General features: G+C 48.1%; 13 protein-coding genes. 5 read left to right on the forward strand and 8 right to left on the reverse strand.

Features of this window, described 5'->3' with window-relative positions:
- The 8 genes from AC4GL5_RS06010 to AC4GL5_RS06045 form a co-directional block, all read right to left on the reverse strand.
- A partial coding sequence (locus tag AC4GL5_RS06010) for an Ig-like domain-containing protein (protein ID WP_490381889.1) occupies window positions 1-1,038 on the reverse strand: 1,038 nt, incomplete at its 3' end.
- Window positions 1,039-1,135: 97 nt separating this feature from the next.
- Window positions 1,136-2,524, reverse strand: coding sequence for an HlyD family type I secretion periplasmic adaptor subunit (locus AC4GL5_RS06015; protein WP_490381890.1), 1,389 nt, complete (start codon window positions 2,522-2,524; stop codon window positions 1,136-1,138).
- The gene (locus AC4GL5_RS06020) at window positions 2,524-6,426 is read right to left on the reverse strand and encodes a peptidase domain-containing ABC transporter (protein WP_490381891.1); all 3,903 of its coding nucleotides are present in this window, start codon (window positions 6,424-6,426) and stop codon (window positions 2,524-2,526) included. Before AC4GL5_RS06020 ends, AC4GL5_RS06015 begins: the two co-directional genes overlap by 1 nt.
- Window positions 6,423-8,066, reverse strand: coding sequence for a helix-turn-helix domain-containing protein (locus AC4GL5_RS06025; RefSeq protein WP_490381892.1), 1,644 nt, complete (start codon window positions 8,064-8,066; stop codon window positions 6,423-6,425). Before AC4GL5_RS06025 ends, AC4GL5_RS06020 begins: the two co-directional genes overlap by 4 nt.
- A 31-nt stretch (window positions 8,067-8,097) precedes the next feature.
- On the reverse strand, window positions 8,098-10,524 hold the full coding sequence (locus AC4GL5_RS06030) for an efflux transporter outer membrane subunit (RefSeq protein WP_490381893.1): 2,427 nt from the start codon (window positions 10,522-10,524) through the stop codon (window positions 8,098-8,100).
- A gap of 372 nt (window positions 10,525-10,896) precedes the next feature.
- Window positions 10,897-13,398: a putative bifunctional diguanylate cyclase/phosphodiesterase gene (locus AC4GL5_RS06035; protein ID WP_490381894.1), complete on the reverse strand. Its 2,502-nt coding sequence runs from the start codon at window positions 13,396-13,398 to the stop codon at window positions 10,897-10,899.
- 38 nt (window positions 13,399-13,436) lie between these two features.
- Complete coding sequence (locus tag AC4GL5_RS06040) at window positions 13,437-14,414, reverse strand: substrate-binding domain-containing protein (protein ID WP_490381895.1); 978 nt, start codon at window positions 14,412-14,414, stop codon at window positions 13,437-13,439.
- Window positions 14,415-14,527: 113 nt separating this feature from the next.
- Window positions 14,528-14,926 (reverse strand): hypothetical protein, encoded by a 399-nt coding sequence (locus tag AC4GL5_RS06045; protein ID WP_490381896.1) that lies wholly within the window; start codon window positions 14,924-14,926, stop codon window positions 14,528-14,530.
- A 274-nt stretch (window positions 14,927-15,200) separates the two neighbouring features.
- On the opposite strand from AC4GL5_RS06045, the gene AC4GL5_RS06050 reads away from it, so the two are divergent.
- From AC4GL5_RS06050 to AC4GL5_RS06070, 5 genes are all read left to right on the forward strand, one after another.
- Window positions 15,201-15,905, forward strand: coding sequence for a TetR/AcrR family transcriptional regulator (locus tag AC4GL5_RS06050; RefSeq protein WP_490381897.1), 705 nt, complete (start codon window positions 15,201-15,203; stop codon window positions 15,903-15,905).
- A complete protein-coding gene (locus tag AC4GL5_RS06055; RefSeq protein WP_490381898.1) occupies window positions 15,905-16,873 on the forward strand; it encodes an HlyD family secretion protein in 969 nt (322 codons plus the stop codon). Before AC4GL5_RS06050 ends, AC4GL5_RS06055 begins: the two co-directional genes overlap by 1 nt.
- Window positions 16,870-17,823 carry an ABC transporter ATP-binding protein gene (locus tag AC4GL5_RS06060; protein WP_490381899.1) on the forward strand — a complete coding sequence of 318 codons (954 nt, stop codon included), beginning with the start codon at window positions 16,870-16,872 and terminating at the stop codon, window positions 17,821-17,823. Before AC4GL5_RS06055 ends, AC4GL5_RS06060 begins: the two co-directional genes overlap by 4 nt.
- Window positions 17,813-18,979 (forward strand): ABC transporter permease, encoded by a 1,167-nt coding sequence (locus AC4GL5_RS06065; RefSeq protein WP_490381900.1) that lies wholly within the window; start codon window positions 17,813-17,815, stop codon window positions 18,977-18,979. Before AC4GL5_RS06060 ends, AC4GL5_RS06065 begins: the two co-directional genes overlap by 11 nt.
- A gap of 99 nt (window positions 18,980-19,078) precedes the next feature.
- Complete coding sequence (locus AC4GL5_RS06070) at window positions 19,079-19,996, forward strand: LysR family transcriptional regulator (protein ID WP_490381901.1); 918 nt, start codon at window positions 19,079-19,081, stop codon at window positions 19,994-19,996.
- Window positions 19,997-20,234: the final 238 nt, after the last annotated feature.

Genomic DNA, 20,234 nt, shown 5'->3' on the forward strand with positions numbered 1-20,234 from the left:
GTCACCGACTTGAACATCGCCACCGACAGTACCCGTAATAGTCGTATCAACTTGCCCTGCTTCCTGAGCATTCAGAACGTCATCACCGGCAATTACATCAATCGTGATACTGGCTTCAATCTCAGTATCGACAGAGATATCACGATCCGCTTCTGCCGTGGCTGTATTGCCCGCCGCATCGGTTGCTGTTACCGAGGCATCAATAGAATTATCGGCTTCCAGATCATCAGTTTTGACATCAATGCTATAGACCAACTCTCCGGCATCATTTTCGAATACATCACCAGTATAGGTGTTGCCATTGACCGTTAAAGTGACTTCGTCACCGACTTGAACATCGCCACCGACAGTACCCGTAATAGTCGTATCAACTTGCTCTGCCTCCTGAGCATTCAGAACATCATCACCTGCAATCACATCAATCGTGATAGATGCACTAACATCGATTTCGTCAGGTGTTTGCTCCTCAGGGACATTCAACTCGGGTTCCGGTGTCCGAGGGGTTTCCGGGTTGTCCGGGCCACCTTCTGGTTGGCTTTCAGCGGTCGCTTGCGGACTTAATGACTGCAAAGGCTCAACAAAGTCATTGATTGCAGCATTCGAGGTTCCATCAGGATTTTCTATAGAAAAGTCTGCTGGCTGGCTATCAGTATTTCGAATTGAGTCATCATTCTGTTGGAGGGATTGCTGACGGCCATTACTCTGATCTACTGGATCCAAGAGAGAACCTTCACTTTCTGATCGTTCCTCATCCTGAAGATTAAAACGCTCCTCTTCTCTCAGATTCCCGTGGCCATAACGAGTCTGATCAAGATAAATCCGATCGGATACCGAGGCTTGAATATTTTCATTGCCTGAATCCTGGGCCTTACCGCCAACTGATGCATTGTCTATACGCTGCTCTTTTTCAGCAGTATCTTCAGATCTACTGAGCACTGTAGCTTCATCAAACAGTAACGCCTCATCAGATATTCCATTATCTTGAGCTGCTCCCTTATTATCCAGGGACTCATTTGCTTTTCCGTTTTGCTCAGCCATAACCGTACGCTCCTGACAGATCCGTAGAAAACTTTCATTGCAATCAGTTTATTTGGACCAGAGCAAACTTACATCTGGTCAAAAGTTATATGTAGAATCATCGTTCATTAAAACTATTGGATAGCCCTTTAGTAATTGGATCAGCCAAGTACGCAAGAAGCGTTTTATCCCCGGTGAGAATATCAGCAGAAACAACCATCCCAGGCATTAGCGGAAAACGTTGACTCTCCTCGCCCAAGTAGTTTTTTTCCAGCGTGACCCACCCCTTAAAATAAGGTTCTTCTTTTTCATCCAGAGTACTGAAAGCAGACACACGATCCAGCGTACCCTGAGCGTATCCGTAGCGGGCAAAGTCATAACTACTGACTTTCAGTTTAACGGGCTGCCCTGCATGTACATAACCGATGTCATCAGGAGATATACGCACCTCAGCCTGTAGCTCAACCTCATCCGGTACAATCTGCATAAGAACCGATCCAGGCTGAATGACTTGGCCAGAGTTATTGACTTCAAGATTAAAAACCAAGCCACTGGCTGGTGCTCTTATCCAGAGCTCATCAAGGCGGCCTTTAATTTTAAAGTACTCTTCTTTGGTTTCTGCAATCTGACTCTTAAGCTGATCTAGCTGATCCAATGGTTCCTGCAGCATCTGATTCTGAGTTTCATAGTAACGGCTTTTGAACTCTCCTAACTCCTGCTGAATCAGATTAATCTCTTTGAGAATCCTTTGCTCTTCACCGCGGGCTGTAACTGCAGCTCTCTCAGTTTCAAGCAATGTTATCCGTGTAATCAGACGTTTTTGAGCCATCCCTTCCCGCATAGCCAACATTTCATCAGTAAGCTTACGGTGTTCTCGTGCAGACTCTAAAGATTTACTCAGCTGATCAAGACGCGACTCACGTTGCTGTATCTGTCTCTCAAGAACATCAAGCGTCGATTCGCGAACACGAATCTGATTCTTTAGTTGTTGCTTCTGAACCGCAACCATAGCAGGGTAGTCATCAGCGTATTCGGCAAAATCTGGTTCTCTCTCAACAACAAAAGCATCCTGACGTTCTTCTCGAAGCTTTAGAGAGGCCAAGCGAGCCTCAACCTGACGCAGGTCAAGCAGTACCCGAGAATCATCCAGCTTAACCAGAATATCCCCCTCTTTAACCATTGCCCGCTCCTCAACCAACACTTCAGAGACGGTTCCTCCACTTAAGTGTTGAACAACCTTTATCTGCCCGGTAGGGATCACTTCACCAGGGGCTGAGGTTACTTCTGTCAGCTCCGTCATTGAGGCCCAGGCAACGAAGCCAATAACCATAAGAATGATGAGATAAAGAACAGGTTTCGCGTAAGACGGTATTAGCTCATCTTCGACCTGAATCGTTTCGGATAACAGACGACGCTGACGGGAGCCAAGAGAGACATCCGCACCCTGAATGCCGACGTAAGTGCCTACCTGAATATCGGTATCTTTCTGTTTTGGGTTAACTGACATTAACTTAATCCCGCCATAATTTTTTCTTCAACCTCGGCATAACTGCCACGCGCTGTAATCGCACCACTTTCCATATACAAAATATGATCAGCTGTTTTCAAATGACTTGGCCTTGGAGTCACAAATACCAGAGTGACACGCCCCCGCCACCAATTGATGCAGCGTACCAGGGCCTCTTCACCAGCTTCGTCCATACCGTTGCCAGGCTCATCAAGTAAAACAATTGGAGCCGGCTTAAGCAGGGTTCTGGCTAAAGAAAGGCGCTGTCGAAAACCATTGGACATCTGATCTGAGCTACTGTTGGAAATTCGGGTATGAATGCCTCGCTCCATGAGCTCAACATCCTTGGCAAGACCAGCCATCTCTATTGCCCACAACATCTCCTCTTCTGTTGCAGCGGCATGGACAAACCTCAGATTCTGAGCAACCGTCCCATAAAAAATATCGCATGTCTGAGGCATATAACTGATAAGGGAACGCAGATAATCTGCTGCTACCTGCCGCGTATCTATCGCATCAATACGAATCGAACCTGCCTGAGGGGAGTAAAGGCGCGAAATCAAGCCTAGCAATGTTGACTTTCCGGCTCCATCCGGTCCTGTTATTCCCAACACCTTGCCAGGAGGTACTTTAAAAGTAACGCCCAACAAAACCGGGTCCAAGTGTGATGCATAACGGAAAGATACCCGGTTAAAATCCAGAGCGCCTTTATTGATAAAGCGATTCGCTTCCGGATTGTGGCCATCTGTTTCCTGAGCCAGCTTCATTAGCTGGTTCACTTGGAAAATATTGGTTGAAATCCGCGACCAGCTGGTTAGTGCCGTAAACAAATTCTGAAGCGGCGCGATCAGACGCCAGGTCAAAATCATAGTCGCCATTATCGTCCCCGGAGAGACCGCTCCAAGAATTACCATATAAGCGGTTGAAACCAGAACCGCTAACCCTGTCAAACTGCCAATTAAATGAGAAACAGCAGAAATCTTAAGCTGCGCCTGTTGCTCACGGAATCCTGCATGAGCAGCTGTACCACTAAGATCCCGAAAACGGCGCATCCAGACGTTTTGCCCCCCTAAAGTGCGCAGCGCACGCATTTTGCCAAGAGCTTCATCAATCAGCTCACTCTTCTTACCTGATGCATCCGAAGCATTGTCTCCTGCCCGATCAACAATGGGGCGTGACAAAAGTAACAGTACAAGAAAGAGCGCGATTGAGACTAACATCACAACCCCGGCCCAAGGGTTAATTAAAAAGATGACCAACAAAAGAATAGCACTGGCAGGCAGATCAAAAGTCAACGTCACCAAAGGCCCTAAAAACAAATCCCTCAATCGCTCAAGACTTTTGACACGACTAATCTGTCGACTAACAGAAACCCCATTCAATGACGATGTCGGTAACCGCAGAACACGTTCAAAAATAGCCCCTCCCAAGACATACTCAATACGACCGCCAATATAGGCAAGCAACTTGCCTCGCAAGGTATTCAGGAACCAGCCCAGACTGATCGCTAGAAAAACACCGATCAGCAGAAAACCTCCCATTGCCAGATCTCCAGTTGGCAAGACAGTATCAAATACCGAGCGCACAAAGAGAGAAGGCGCTACCGCCAGAATCGTACTAAGCACTGTTACCACAAACACAAGGCTAAGATGTTTACGGAATTTCCAGAATAACTCTCGCACCCAAGGGCGTTTGGATTCTTCGCCTTGAGACGGAATTGGCTGAAAAACATAGATATCGCCTTTGCCTGCGGGCAGTTTTTCAACAGTTTCCTCCTGGCCCGTTTCACTGTTAAAAACCCGAAAACCCCCGCTGGAAAGGACTTCCAATATCACTTTTGCAGGTTGATGCTCAGGCATAAAAATACAGGGCAACAAGCGTACATCGAATTTTTTAAAAGAGTTCCCATAGTGGCGGGCTCGATACCCCAAGTTTGCCATGGACCCAAAGAAGTAAGAGAGGTCAATGTGATCCACTAAATGTGGTAACGCTTGCGCAAATTCACGAGTACTGCCACTCCAACCCATATAGCGCACAAGAGGTAGCAGACAACGAGAAAGATCAGACTCGTTGAATACTCGTGTGCCAATCACAGATTCAAGGGAAACATCTATGGCCGGGCGACCCTCTTTTCGATTGTCATCAGCAATTTTAGAAAAGACAAACTCACCATCGTCTGCTACCAAGCGACCATCCTGAATCCGATAAATCAGATCTGCCAGCTTCACCATAGAAGGGCGATTCGCAACAATTATCATGGTAAGCTCGCCCTTTCGCGAGGCTAGGTATTGACGAAGTTTTTTATCACCTTCAAAGTCCAGAGCACTGTTGGCCTCATCAAACAGAATAATATCGGGGTCAAATGCCATAGCACGGGTAATCGCGATCAGCTGCCGAACACCCATAGGAAGAATTTCGCTTGCATTCTCCCCCAATGGCGTCTGATAGCCTTGTTTCATACCAGCCACAACCTGATCCAGACCTATCTCCTCGGAGATCTGCAGAGCTCTTGCCTCGCGGGAAGGCTCAAACATTGTCAGGTTTTCCAGTATTGATCCAACAAACACTGCACCTTCTTGAGGCAACAACGCAATTTTCTGACGGACTGTCTCTGACTGGAAATCGGTGATAGGCTCTCCATCCACGAGAATAGTGCCCGAATCAGGCTTTTCAATGCCATTCATCAGGGTTAACAAAGTACTTTTACCGCTTCCGCTACCTCCTCGGATGGCAACGCACTGACCCTTTTGGATGCTAATATTCAGGTCTTTAAAGAGATAGCTTCTATCTGCGGAACTATTATTCTCCAGAGTAATATTCTGCAGTTTCAATCCTTGGTTTACATCAGTCAGTGGCGATAAACCCAGCTCATGCTCACCAGGCATCGAAAGCACATCCGTTAGCCTACGGTCACCTGCGATAAAAGCCTGATAGCGCATCCATGTACCCAAACCTTTCTGCAAAGGTTGCAGTGCTCTCACCGAGAGCATCATGCAAGCTGCCAGAGCACCCACACTCATATCCCCATCTAACACAAGCACTGCGCCAAAGAAAATCACCAACACGATCATAATCTGGGACATCACGCTACCTAGCGTGCTGGCAAAATTATTACCAAAAAACAACCGCTCTCCCTGGTCGGCGCTATTTTCTTTCAGGCGCTCATAGCGCCGTTGCATAATGCTTTCTAAAGACATCGTTTTAACAGATAAAACGCCCGACAATACCTCTGTTAAAAAGCTGATGCGGCGCTCATCATTCAGGTCCCGAAGCATAATCTGCTGATACATCCAGCGACCAAAAAAGATTACGGCCAGCAAAAATAGCGCCATCAAAGCCATAGGGACCAATACCAAGTTGCCCGCAATCAACCAGATCACACCTAAGAAAACAAACACAAAAGGAAGATCTAGCAATATCAGTAGAGCACTTCCTGAGTAAATATCGGCTACTTTGGAAACCGTTTGCATTTTCTCGCCATAAGCGCCTGGCTCTTCTTTATTAAAAAGCTGCATCGGAATCTGAAAAAACTTATTCAATACCTGCATGCTAGCTCGGTGTTTAAATCGCGCCCCTAGCCAATTGGTAACTGTCGCATTGATGCCTTTCAAAACCTCTTCCAGGATCATCATAAGCACGATACCGATCGTGAGAACAACAAGAGTATCGACCGACTGGTTTTTTAACACTCGGTCAAAAATCTGAAGCATTCCAAGCGGTAAAGCTAATGCCAGCAAGTTTGTCATCAAGGAAGTCAACACGATAACAGGAATAAGGCGCCGCACATCTCGAGATGCCAAAACCTTTCGCAATGAGCGAATCCCTTTAACATCGATCTTCGGAATGAAACGTTTTTCCTGAGAACCTACCCTAGAGAAAGGTTTGCTTTGATTGTTACTCATGAATATCTACTTGCAGCGATGGATGGTGAATGAGGTTTAAACAGATAGTGCACAACATCTTTAACTAAGGGATGTTTAAATGATGCAAGACGATCATTGATGGACAGAACGCCTAACTTTTCAGCACGTTTTAGAGCAGATTCAATGTAAGCTTCAGAATCCTGCATCAGCTCAGAAAGGCGCTCAACGGATACAGCACTTTCATGAGCTGCGACACAATACAAAAGCTTCCAGTCCACTTTAAATTTATCGATACGGGAAGCTACTGTAATCAGCATTGCCAAAGAGATAGTATTTGCCTTACCTAACGAAAGCTCCCGGGCAAAAAGAGGTATCCCCCGACACCGCTCTAAAACATCGCGGCTAACATCCTCTTGATCGAAAAAAACAACCAGATCAGATTCACTTAACCGTTGAAGATGCAACCGTTTTACATGCAGCTCTACAGAACAGTCCAGAGAGAAATCCAATGGTTGGCGCCCGCTGACCAATACTTGCACAGGCATTGTCAGTCGATTTATGAAGGCAGTGATATCGGCCTTACCCTCAACCGAAAAGTGATGTGCATCTTCTACAATCATCAGTTGGACTGATCGCTCACGCACAAGCGATTCCACATCTTTCCAAAGGTCAAAATGACGATAATCAGCACAATCTAAGAATCCCGTAGGCAACACTCTGATATAAAGCAAAGATATGTGAGAGGCTTCTGCACAGCGCCCCGCCTCCCGGCAAAGCCGGGATTTCCCCATGCCATTCTCCCCTTCCAGCAATAGGATACGATACTGCCCATCCAAAAGCTGCCTGATAATCATCAGCTCCTCATCTCGCCCAACTAAAGGCGATGCGTCTGGAGAGTTCCAAGCATTCAGGCGAACCAATTCTGTAAACCTAACCTGTTCCGGTAAATCATTGGACATTGTCAGGTCAAAGGCTCGCATAACGCCTTTGACTGGCTGATCCAGAAACAAACAACCCGGGGCAGCTGCATCCCTCAATTCATGCCCCCATGCCAAAACATGGCTACCGACATTTTCGCCAGACCAGCCACCAAAACGGTTCTGACTGACACGAACCAAACCTGCCACAAGAGCACCCTTTATAATAGTGTCATCTGTTTGCTGATATTCATCTGCAACATAATCGGTCATCACCTCATAAAGGTGGCTGGCAACCAGAGTAGCCATGCGCATATCTTGCTCAGAAGAGCGCTTCAAGCCAAAAATAAGGTCGCCTTCTCCCGGTTCGAGGCTGATAAAAAGAGCATTACAATCGAAAGCCTTTTCCGAAAGGCAAGTATGAAAAAACTTAAGCACCGTTCGGGTAAAGCGGCCATTAAGCTTCACGCTTAAAACAATACAAGGGCGCATTGCCATAAGTGTTTCACCGTGAAAGGACTGATCCCCCTCTTGATCTTTAAAACCCGCCAGTCTGGCAACAGCCATCGTACGATTTTTAACGTCCAGCTTTTTAAAAATCGACACTAAATGCTGCTTTACAGTCCCAATACTGATACCAAGCTCACGGGCGATATCCTTATTCACTTTGCCTTGCTGCATAAGTTGCAGAATCTGCTGCTGACGCGGTGTAAGATCTTTTAACGTCTTGCTGTGCTCTTGGGCCTGAATCTTATCCGTCATAGTGCACCCACTCCATGATTCTGCATAATGCCTACTCCATGACTGGCAGAGATATCAACTGGCCCGCCCAGCGAACCTGAATACTATTTTTCGTTATCGATTCTATAATACCCTTGCCGTAAAGACGGTCACCCTCTCGATGATAGTAGACCTGACCACTTGGACCTCCCCATCTTAAGCGAGCAAAAAGCCGCCCTTGCGCGCCCTCTTCAACGCCTTCAACGCGGTATATCGGACGAAGTAAATAGTCCCGGCGATCAAAACTAACAATGGCCCGATTAGGATTTACACTCTTCAATTTACCTTCGTAAGCCAGACGATCACCAACATCAAAACGCCAAATACGGTGTGAACGATTACCAATTAACCAAGCACTACTACCCTCAATTTTAAGTAACGAATAAAGCCGCCCCAGCGCTATGCTATCCGAATTGCGAAGAGTAGCCTTCTCCGCCTCACGCTCAGCAGCATGGCGTTTTGCCAGTATTGATTCGCCTTCATCATATGACCGCCTCTCAACCTCATCGACATCAAATAATGCCACATACTCAAAGTTCTCTTCCGGGCTATAGACGACACAGCGCTGCTGTTGCTTTCTTAACTGCTGGCACCAATTCTGGGCCTCTGCTTTGTTACTGAACCCAGCAAAATTCACTGAGTACCAAACCGCATCAGTTACCTTCGGCCGTTCATCTTCTTTCCCTAGGCTTACACCAATTTTTTCCACCAAAACTCTGTCAGCCGGTTTCAGGGTTTCATAACGTCTTGGAAGATCACGCAGCAAAGCATCAATAGCAAAATAGTCATAAACTCCAGTAAGCTTCACCAACCAGGGATCATCCGTCAGAGGCTCTGGATCATTTAACCAACCTGTCTGAAGGTAACGTCGCTTAACAACTGTCTCTGGGGAGAGGATATCAGCATCCGCTGCGTCAGGTTTCTGCTGATAAACAGCTTGCTCTTGACTGATTTCTCGATAAGGGATTCCCCCACCCAGAGCAGAATAAAAGTCAACGTAAGCTTGGTAATACTCAAGCTCCAGTTGATACAGACTATCTTGGCGATCCTGGTAAGACTGCATAGAATCCAAATAAGTCAGAAAGTCGATACCGCCCACCGAGTAAGATTCAAAACCGAAATCTTGGGCAATTTTTGCCGCCTTAGCCGATTCACGCTGCATATCAAGGCGCTCACCACTGTATTCCAGTTCAGTTACAGCACTACGTGCCGCCAGCAATCCATTCATCACAGTATCGACATAGGACTCAACCAGCTCATTTCGAACAGCCTGTGCATAACGCACCTCTTGCTCCAAAGAACCGCCATCAAAAATGGTAGCACTCAGTGTCGCTAAGGCACTCCAGATAAGGGTGTTCGGCTGAAAAAGCTCGGCAGGATTATCAGAGCCTGTACTAAGATCAGCCGCTAACGTGAGACCTGGCAATAAAGCTTTGCGGGCAACATCAAGGTCAGCATCAGCAGCCAGCATACCGGATTCAATTGCACGTATGTCTGGGCGCCGCAACACATAGGCGGTAGAAACATTACTGATACTTGAAGGAAAAGAAATGCTATTAAGGCCATCTTCCGTTAGGTGAAGACCCCCTGGCGCAACACCGATCAGGCGAGCAAGTTCAAAAACAAGCTTATCCCGGTCTTTAAGAAGTGTAGGGAGCCGTACCTTTGAATTGTAAACTGCTGATCGCTGGATCTGCATCTCAACAACGGTAGCATCTCCTTGATCATAACGATCCTCCATGCCTAGTAGCATAGAAGTCAGCACCTTCTCAGTTTCCTTGGTATTGCGAATGCGGTCATTCAGGGACAGATATTGAAAGTAACGCTTGGAGATCTGAGAAACCAACTCCAGCAGGCGGGCATCATACTGGAACACAGCCTGCTTCAGCTTCAGCTGTGCCGAATTAGCCAGTGATGCATTTTGCCCCCAAAGGTCAGGGCTGTAGCGGCCACTCAAACCAATTTCAAACTCTTCACTGGTTTTAACATTACCACCGACAGGAACGGTACCCAACCCTCCTTCAGGGCCTTCTGCGCTATAACCAGCAGTTGCAGTTAAGCTTGGCATCGAACTGGCGCCGGCCTGAAGCGCTCGAGCTTTAGCCTGGACCACTCGTTGAGCTGCAATCTGAAGCAATTGACTATTAGTAATAGCCCGGTCAATCAGCCACTCTAACTCTTTATTGCCGGTATATCGCCACCAGAAATTAAAGGCAGTATCGTCAGGAACACTTATTGAAGGAGACTTTCTGGCAAAACGAGCATCATTTTCAACCGAAGACACATCATCTGCCAGCTCCGGTACAGCAACAATATCATCACTCAGTTCGTCCGGTGCACTGGCACAGCCTGCCATCACCAGAAAAAGAAAGAGTAAACAGCTACGTACGATCACTAACCAACCCCAAAACGTTTGATAAACGTGGTTCACAATCTGCATTTATATACCTGCCATCCGTTGCAGCCCCCCTATCCAGGAAGACATTCCCGGAATACTTATCTTTGATCTAGCAAAATGCGCACCAGTTGAAATCCAAAGAAAAAACTTAAAAACAATCAGTTAAATCAACCAGAAAACTAAAGGCGAAAAAAAGAGGCAAAACCTGCCCCACCAAAAAAGTCCTGTTAGTATATGCCCTAGAAGCTGATTTGTTAACAAATGTAACAAAAGGATGAAGAAAGCTGAACACCCCTATTCTGACCAAATACAACAAGAGGGCCGGATTAGCTTATAAGAAAAAGAGGGAAGTACAGCCTGAACCCGTAAACTCGTTAACAGAAAGCGTTCAGGTCCAGGCTGGCAAGTAGAGCATTAAAGATCGCTATTGAAGAGAAGCACATTGTCAGCGCAATTTTCGCGACAGTAGCCTAACAGGCCATCAAAGGTCAGGGGTTTTGAGAAGTAGTAGCCCTGAATCTCTTCACAGGCTTCAGCAGAAAGAAATGCCAGCTGGTCTGCAGTCTCTACACCTTCTGCGGTCAATGCCAACTTAAAGTTCTTGGCAAGACTGACAATAGCGCGAGCCAATGCAACGCTGTTATTGTCGAAAGGCAAACCATCAACAAAAGACTTGTCGATTTTAAGTCGGGTTACCGGCAAATTTTGTAGGGTATTCATCGCTGAGTAACCTGTGCCAAAGTCATCAATGGCCAAGCGCACCCCTCGCTCGCGGAAGTATTTCAGACGCTTACAGGCAATTTCCGGCTGCTGCGCAATATAACTTTCAGTAATCTCAAGCTCCAGTGCGTGGGCATCAATGGCAGTCTCTTTAAGGACACGATCCACAACCAATGGAAAATCATCACTATCCAGCTGAATGCTTGAAACATTGATACTGATGTGATCCAACTGAATCCCTGCGCGGGACAAGCGCATATAATCCCGACAGCCCTGCTCTAAAACCCACTCGCCGAGCGGAATAATCAGCCCAAGCTCTTCCGCAAGGGGGATAAAACGTGCCGGTGATACCAGCCCCATCTCCGGATGGTGCCATCGGATCAGAGCTTCAACAGCAACAATTTTTCCGGTAAAAGCAGACACTTTAGGTTGGTAATACAGCTCAAACTCAGACTTATCGACCAGGGCTTGCCTTAGAGCAGCGGTTAGCTCTGCTTTATCTTCCATCTGAGCAGCCAGCTCTTTGGAGAAGAACGAAAAATTGTTACGGCCATTTTCTTTGGCCTTATACATCGCTAGGTCAGCATATTTTGTCAGCGTAATACTGTCGCAACCGTCTTCCGGAAAAAGGGTAATACCGATACTGGCAGAGATAGTAATCTGTTGACCATCCACATCAAAAGGATGATCAAATAAGGCGATAATGCGGCGTGCTACCGATTCAGCATCTTCGGCTGAAGCCAGATTCTCAATCAGAAGATTAAACTCATCACCACCAATACGCGCCAGGGTCTCATGAGTTGACAGAGCAGGCTGCAGCCGACAAGCGACTGCCTGCAGCAATTTATCGCCAACATCATGCCCCTGAATATCATTCACCTGCTTGAACTGATCCAAGTCGATAAAAAGAACGGCTGCCGAGCGCTGCAAACGGTCAGCCTTCTGCAGAGCCTGATCCAAAAACCGTGACCAGAAACGACGATTAGCTAACCCCGTCAAAACATCATGATCAGAAAGATATTCCAGCTCTTTCTGAGACTTTTCCAGCGACCGTTCACGCTCACGCACGGTCTGTGCTAACGCATTAATGCTTTCCGATACTTCCTGCAGCTCATCCTGGCTTTCCAACACTTTTGTTGGAGAGTAATCCCGCTGCTGAATCTTACCAATCTGTGACATCAAAGCCTGCAAGGGCTGGCGAAGCCGCCTGACGATAATGAAGCGAATCCAGAACAAAGCAAAAAGAACCGCCAGGAGCAACAGAAACAAAAGATGCAACCGGTTCTGGCCCAGAACTTTTGTCAGCTGATCCCGCTCCATACTGACATTGAAAAAGACACGATCATTAATAGCGTCTAAATAGGTACTGCTGTAGTAATTATCAGAAGCCTCAAAAATTGAAAACCGGGGATGACCATTTCGGAGCGCACGAACCTTCTCAACACCAATCGGTGGCTTATCCGACAGAGATATATCCAGGTTCATATTCACCGACAAAGTCTGGAAGTAATCCTTGTCTAGAACACGAGACATCTCAATATGAGCAGCAGAAGAACCACCGTCAGAATCCGATAGCCTGAGATGAGACTTGATAACCAGTCCCTGCTCTGTCCGGTGTAGTGTTAATTGAGTGCCCTCCTCAATGGCTTCATCGGGATAGTAGTCCACATGCTGATAGGCGATGCCGTCAGTCGCCATACTGGAAAGCGGCACAACAGCGTATTCACTCTCATCTTCATAGCGCCGGAGCAGAACAGGCTTACCCTCAACATAAGAGACGATGTTCAGGTGATAACCACGGCTGTCACGGGCAACATACGACATCACATCCAGGTTATGACCATAAAGCACAATATCATCATTAAAAGAGAGTTTGACTTTATTCAGCAGCTCTTTGGCCAGTGCCTTTTTCTCTTCATCCAAAAGAAAACTATTGTACTGATCCCGATCTTCATAAAGATTAATCAGGCTTACCGAGGCAAGAGCCAACTCATCCTCATGCAGAAAAGCCACCCCCTCACGCAAACTTGATTCAATCTGCCCCAGGTTAAAGTTGAGCCGTTCAAAGCCATAGTTCATTCGGGTTCGGGCATTTTCCAGAAAACTGGTTCGCAGAAAACTATCAAAATAGATCCCCAGACCGGAGATCACCAGAACCGTTAATAAAGCCACCCAAAGAGCAAAACGAGTTGCCAAACCTTTGTTTCGGAATAATTCAACTAGAGAGATCATTGTCAGAATATCGGCTTCACTTGGTTAACATTGTCCTGAGTCACCAGAGTATCTACAGGGATATTGATACGATAGGGCAACGGCTTGCCGCTCTTCAGATCCAGTACAGCCTTTGCTGCCGCTATTCCTCCCAGAGGAAAACGAACAGAGCCCGTCTGATCACCGTTAAGAATTGCCTCACGAGCTTCACGGGTAAAATCACACCCAACAGAGATAATCGATGCCGGATCTATATCGCGACGAGATAATACCGCCCGAATGCCACTGAGCATACTGTCGCTTTCTGAAAAGATGGCATCCACCCGAATCCCCTCTGCCAAAAGTTTTTCCATTTCAAGCAAAGCATCTTTACGCAAATAGTTACCTGTGCGTTTTATCACTTTGATATCAGGATACTGTGTTACCACGTCCATAAAACCCTTAGTTCGATCATAAGTTACATCAGCAGCTTTCAGCCCTTCCATTAAAAGTACCTGCCCTTTACCGCCGAGCTCTTCAGCAATAAAGCGACCTGCCATACGGCCAACAAGCACATTGTCAGAATTGAGAAAACTGGTAAAGCGGGAGGTCTCAACCCCACGGTCAAGAATGAGGACTTTAATACCTCTTTCATGCGCTTTTTCAATCACAGGCACAACCAAACGCGCATCATTGGTACCCACAATCAGGACGTCCACCTGCTGATGAATAAACTGGTTGATATGATGAATCAACAGAGGGGTTTTGCCCAGAGCATCAGAGTAGAAAAACTGAATATCATGGTGCCTCGACAGCTCATGCTTTACTTCCATCAACTGCGCGCGGCGAAAATCATCTTTTAAATTATCCTGAGCAAAGGCCACGACATAAGGAGTGTGTTTTCCGGGGAGCAGACCAGAAGAGGCTATATCGACCGAAGCATACGACACCTGCATCACTGACTGGAAAGCCAATGCCACCAGCATCCAAAACACAGTTATTAATGGACGTTCAGATGCCACAGAACTCTCCTTATGTCACTTTCAGCCAGTCTGGCTAATCAATGTTGTGAATAAAAAACTTATATCTTTTAAATTTTTTAATGGGATCAGAGGCTGGCTTTGTATCGACAGGATCAGCGGCTTTTATTGTACTTGCTATAAAGACTATCCACGGTGTGATCAAAAAGATCTTTGATAAGCGCTTTGGCTTGCTCAATTGTGACTGTGTCAAAATCTTTGCGCACAGATTTACGACCGATAAACCCCAGAAAGCCGCTTTTTTGTACGACCTCCATGTCTAAAAAAGCCTGATCTTTTTCAACCGGAGTTAACTGAAAACTGGCATGTTTGTCGCCTTCATCTCTGAAAAAGTAGAAACCACCGCCTTCGCCCAATTCTTCTGTCTTTTCAATTTCCAAAGCCCATGGATACTGGTCAATAACCTCAAAAGCATCACGAAAACTCTTTAGTTCACGATGCTTGTTGACCATCTCATCACTACCTTCGCGCAAGCTATATTCCACAACAATCATAAAGACTCCCTTATTACCTTTGTTATAAACCATGTCAGCTCACAATAACGGCTAATAAGCTTGGGATACCCGCTCGTGCAATACAAAGCTGCCACATGCTACCCAGCAAACCGTCTTTAAAATAGAGTTAAAACTCAAACAAACAACACAGGCAACAAAATTAAACAAATTCCTCGCTTGAAGAAACATTGAGGAATAAAGTTGATGCCAAATCTGCCCCGCAGCGACTAGGATATTCATCAACAGATGAATACCCGCCTCAGGATGCAACGTCATGACAAAGGAAAAATCGTCAAATCCAATGACGCCCCCAAGAAAAAAACAGGGTCCCGGTCGTCCTTCACAACCCTCTGAAGCCCGACAACAACTGCTGAATGCCGGGTTGAAGCTTTTTACCGAGCAGGGCTATAAGCCAGTCTCTACCCGCATGATCGCCCGGGAAGCAGGTGTCGATGCTGCCATGATCCGCTATTACTTCGGATCAAAAGTCGGCCTGTTTGAAACCATTATCCGGGAGACCTTCACACCGATTATCGATCAGTTCCGCTATCCGGAAACTTCAAACCAAGACATGCAGCAACCACTCTCTGGTGAAGAACTGATGCAACAGCTTATGACCACTTACTATCAGGTGATGAGCCGTAATCCCGGACTACCAAGACTCGTTTTCCAGATTCTGCACCAACAGGACAGTGAAGCTTATCCTGTCTTCTATAAAACCACGCAGGAATTGGTTTACTACTCCCGCAAGTGGATTACGGATGTTCTCGTTGCCAGCGATATGCTCAGAGAAGATATTGACCCTGCCCGCGCCCAGTTCAGCTTTATCAGTCTTATGATTTTTCCATTAATCGCGCCACCAGTTATCAGTCAGCAGTTGGGAATCAGTCATTCTCCCGAGACCATCTCAGAGCACATCAAGCACACCAGCAAGCTGCTTACTCAGGGCATGCTGAAGCCAACCGGGAGGAAAGAGTGATGAAAAGAAAGCAAGTCATAAAACCCTGCACATTACTTATCAGCCTGCTGCTTCTGCCCTTGCTCAGCGCTTGTCAGGAAAGCGGTGAAAGAATCTATGGCGTTGTAGAACGTCATTCCGCCACCCTGTCTGCCCCCGCCAGTGAAAAGATCACCCAAATTCTGAAGTCTGAGGGTGACTCAATCACAGCAGGAGAAACCTTACTGCAACTGGATACCATCCAAACAAGCTTTCAGATTCAGCAGCGAAAAGCCGAACTACAACAGGCCGAAGCTCAACTTAGTCTTCTGCAGAATGGCTATCGTCCGGAGACACGGGAACAGGCAGCCGCGACACTCGCTGCAGCTAAAGCCCGCTATCAATCCGCCCTGAAAACCCTGAAACGTACCCGCGAGCTCTATCGGGATAAGATGGTGAATGATGCCGAACTGGATACCGCTGAAACTCAGACCCGGGTTGAAAAAGCTCAGGTGGAAAGCGCTCAATCCAAACTGAACGAACTCAAATCCGGCTTCCGCAATGAAGAGATTGAACAGGCAACCGCTGCAGTAACCGCCGCCAAAGCCCGTCTTGAGAGTGCGCAGTATCAGCTTGACCAACTGACGGTAAAAAGTGAAATCTCAGGCACCGTGGATCAGCTGCCCTGGCAAACCGGCGACAGAGTCGGTGCAGGCACTCTGCTGGCCAGTGTTCTGGATAACAGTAAACCCTATGTCAGAGCTTACTTACCTCAGAACCTGCTGGATAAAGTTACTCTTGGTACAGAACTTCAACTACAAAGCGGAGAAGAACCGAACCAACAGTATCGGGGACAAATCCGCATGATCCATAAACAACCGGCTTTCACCCCCTTTTATGCACTGAACGAAGCCAACCGTTCACGACTGATGGTGCTGGTGGATATCGACTTGCTGGATCAGGCGAAAAACCTGCCAACCGGACTAGCGTTGGAAGTGATACTGCCATGATGCCGGATCAGAAAACCAACGCCTCCAATTCTTCTGAGTACGCTATTTACACACAGGGCATGAGCAAGGCCTTTGGCGATAAACCTGCGGTGTCTGATCTGAACCTAAGCATTCCCAAAGGCAGTATTTACGGTTTTCTGGGGCCAAACGGCTGTGGCAAATCCACCTCAATCCGCATGCTGACCGGCCTGTTACGGCCCACCGAAGGGGAGATTCAGGTGCTTGGTGAAACCCTGCCCGGTGCAGAGGAATCCTTGCGTCTGCGCATCGGCTATATGACTCAGAAGTTTTCCCTATACGACAACCTGACGGTGAAAGAGAACCTGAACTTTGTCAGCCAGATCTACGGCATTCCGCGCAAAGCAGCCCGACAGCGCATCGAAGAACTGCTGACGGTTTACGATCTCACCGGCCAGCATAAGCAGATGGCAGGTTCCATGAGTGGCGGTCAGAAGCAGCGGCTGGCACTGGCAGCGGCCACCCTGCATAAACCTGAACTCTTATTTCTGGATGAACCGACATCTGCGGTAGACCCGGAGAACCGACGGGAATTCTGGGAGCGCCTGTTTGACCTGTCCAATGCCGGCACCACCATTCTGGTGTCCACTCACTATATGGATGAAGCGGAACGCTGCCACGGCTTGGCAATCCTTGAAAACGGCATTAAACGCGCCGACGGATCACCGGAACAGCTCATGGATAACATGGGAGCCGTGGTGATCGAGGTATCCGGTCATGACCTGAGAAGTCTGAAGACTCAACTCACCGAACAGGAAGAGGTGATCTCAGCGGCCCAGATAGGCACCCGCCTTCGGGTTCTGGTCAGACAGGAGCTGAACGATCCGGAACACTGGCTCAGCCAGCAGACCGGGCCGCGCAGCCTGAACCGCGTCCACCCCAGCCTTGAAGATGTTTTTGTCAGCTGCACCGGAGGCCGCCATGTGGGTTAAAACACTCAAGGGTTCCGCGACCAGAGTCTTCGCCGTGCTCTGGAAAGAGCTGCGCCAGCTCTCCCGGGATCGCATGACCTTTGGCATGATCGTGATGATTCCCCTCGTCCAGCTCATGCTGTTTGGCTTTGCCATCAACACCGATGCCCGCAACCTTCCTTCGGGGATCGTGGATAAGAGTAATACTCAGGCCAGCCGCATGCTGATTCAGGCCACAGAAGCCACACAGGTTGTGCGTTTTAGCCATATTTTTGATGACCTGCAGCAGGCGGAAGCCGCCATTACCGCCGGTACCGTCAAAGCGGTACTCTATCTGCCACCGGATCTCTCAACCCGCCTGAGCCAACACCCGGCCAGCGGTGCGAAAAACCCATCACCACAGCCGATAGGCGAGTGGCTGGTGGATGGCTCCGACACCGTGGTGGCCGCCAGTATCAAAGGTCTGAGACAGCTTCCTTTGAGCAGCATCCGGGAACTGCCACAAATAGCAACATCCCCCTCAGCCGCCATCCCCGCAGACACCTTTGCCGTGGCACTTTACTTCAACCCGGAGCAGCGCTCGGTGGTCAATATTATTCCCGGTTTGCTGGGGGTCATTCTCACCATGACCATGGTGCTGTTCACCTCGGCCGCCATTGTGCGGGAGCGGGAACAGGGCAATATGGAGTTTCTGATTACCACACCGGTTAAACCGCTGGAGCTGATGCTGGGTAAAATCGCCCCCTATGTGTTGGTAGGCTTTATCCAGACCGGCTTAATTCTGACCGCAGGCCGCCTGCTGTTTGATCTTCCTGTTCGTGGCAGCCTGTTGGATCTGGGAGCGGCCTCTCTGCTCTTTATCTGCGCCAGCCTGACACTGGGGCTGGTGATCTCCACTATCGCCAAAACACAGCTGCAGGCGATGCAGATGACCGTTTTCATCCTGCTGCCCTCCATTTTGCTATCCGGCTTTATGTTTCCCTACGAAGCGATGCCGGAGGCGGCACAATGGATTGCGGAAGCTCTGCCCGCCACTCACTTTATGCGTATGAGCCGGGGTATTATTCTGCGGGATGCCGGTGTCATGGATCTGCAACCGGATGCGCTCTGGCTACTGGGGTTTACCGCCCTTGGGCTTGTCGTCGCTTCCCGTCGCTTCTCTAAACATTTGGATTAAAACTGCTAGAATGCCTGCTGCGCCGTTATCCGGTGCTTAAACATCTCTCTTAAACAATTCTCTTAAATAATTCTCCAAGCGGCAAAGCGGGCAAACAGCGTGTTAAAAGATCTGAACCTGAAACACCTCTATTACTTCTGGGTTATCGCAGAGACCGGCTCTATCGCCCGGGCCAGTGATCAGCTGGATCTTGCTCCGCAAACTCTAAGTGGCCAGCTCTCCGCCTTTGAAGCCAAAACCGGCGCACTGTTCAGCCGCAAAGGCCGGGGGCTGAAACTGACCCCGCTCGGGGAAAGAGTCAGAGAGTACGCCAACAAAATTTTTGCTCTGGCAGGCGAGCTGGATCAGGTGCTACGTCATCCCAACGATGACCAGCCGATTAAGTTCTCGGTGGGTTTTGCCGCGTCCGTACACAAGATGATCGCGTATCGTCTGATTCAACCGGCACTGAACTGCGGTCAACCACTGCAACTTAAGGTTGTCAGTGGTGATCTGCCGGATCTGCTGCGCAGCCTGAAACGTCAGACACTGGATCTGGTGATCAGCGACCAGCCGATCACACAGGAGATGTCTGCCGGTGTCGGGGATCTGCACCCTAAGCACCTGCTCAGTTCACACCTGTCGATGTTTGCCGCCCCAAGGCTGGCCTGGAGTCTTCGCCGGGGCTTCCCCCATTCACTGGATGGCCACCCGCTACTGACCAACGACACCGATACTCAGTGGTTCTCGGAACTCTCGTTTTGGCTGAAACAGCAGAATATTGATATGAAGGTTCAGGCCGAGATTAACGACAGTGCACTGATCAAGATTTTTGCCCGGGAAGGTATGGGCGTTTTTACCGCCCCCACCGTCATTGTCGATGAGGTGTGCCGGCAATATCTGGTGGAAGAAGCCGGTGAGATTCAGTCCGTGTCCGTCAGTCACTATGCCGTGACCCGAACACCGGACCCGATGCATCCCGGTATCAAAGCGGTGCTGGCAGCCGCCAAACCAGCGCCGGGTGATAAAAACCTGTAATTTTTTTACTGCCAAAGATCCCGGAGACCTCAAGGTAAGGACAGCAGATCCACAAAAATCAGAAGGTTTTGCCAGTCAGGAGGGCGTAAACGGGTAAAACCGACCAATCATCGAAAAAAACAGACAATAAAAACGAAAAAACCTGTTTTTCCAGATAATTTAATCCGTCATTCTTACGGCGTTGCTGAAGCGGAAAGCGCTTTTGCTTTTAACGAGCAACAGTCTGATTTCGCAATCT

The sequence above is a fragment of the Oceanospirillum sp. genome, from assembly GCF_982874595.1.

Coding starts and splice junctions, on each gene's coding strand:
- AC4GL5_RS06015 (WP_490381890.1), bottom strand. CDS start 2,524: ATGTCAGTTAACCCAAAACAGAAAGATACCGATATTCAGGTAGGCACT.
- AC4GL5_RS06020 (WP_490381891.1), bottom strand. CDS start 6,426: ATGAGTAACAATCAAAGCAAACCTTTCTCTAGGGTAGGTTCTCAGGAA.
- AC4GL5_RS06025 (WP_490381892.1), bottom strand. CDS start 8,066: ATGACGGATAAGATTCAGGCCCAAGAGCACAGCAAGACGTTAAAAGAT.
- AC4GL5_RS06030 (WP_490381893.1), bottom strand. CDS start 10,524: ATGCAGATTGTGAACCACGTTTATCAAACGTTTTGGGGTTGGTTAGTG.
- AC4GL5_RS06045 (WP_490381896.1), bottom strand. CDS start 14,926: ATGATTGTTGTGGAATATAGCTTGCGCGAAGGTAGTGATGAGATGGTC.
- AC4GL5_RS06050 (WP_490381897.1), top strand. CDS start 15,201: ATGACAAAGGAAAAATCGTCAAATCCAATGACGCCCCCAAGAAAAAAA.
- AC4GL5_RS06055 (WP_490381898.1), top strand. CDS start 15,905: ATGAAAAGAAAGCAAGTCATAAAACCCTGCACATTACTTATCAGCCTG.
- AC4GL5_RS06060 (WP_490381899.1), top strand. CDS start 16,870: ATGATGCCGGATCAGAAAACCAACGCCTCCAATTCTTCTGAGTACGCT.
- AC4GL5_RS06065 (WP_490381900.1), top strand. CDS start 17,813: ATGTGGGTTAAAACACTCAAGGGTTCCGCGACCAGAGTCTTCGCCGTG.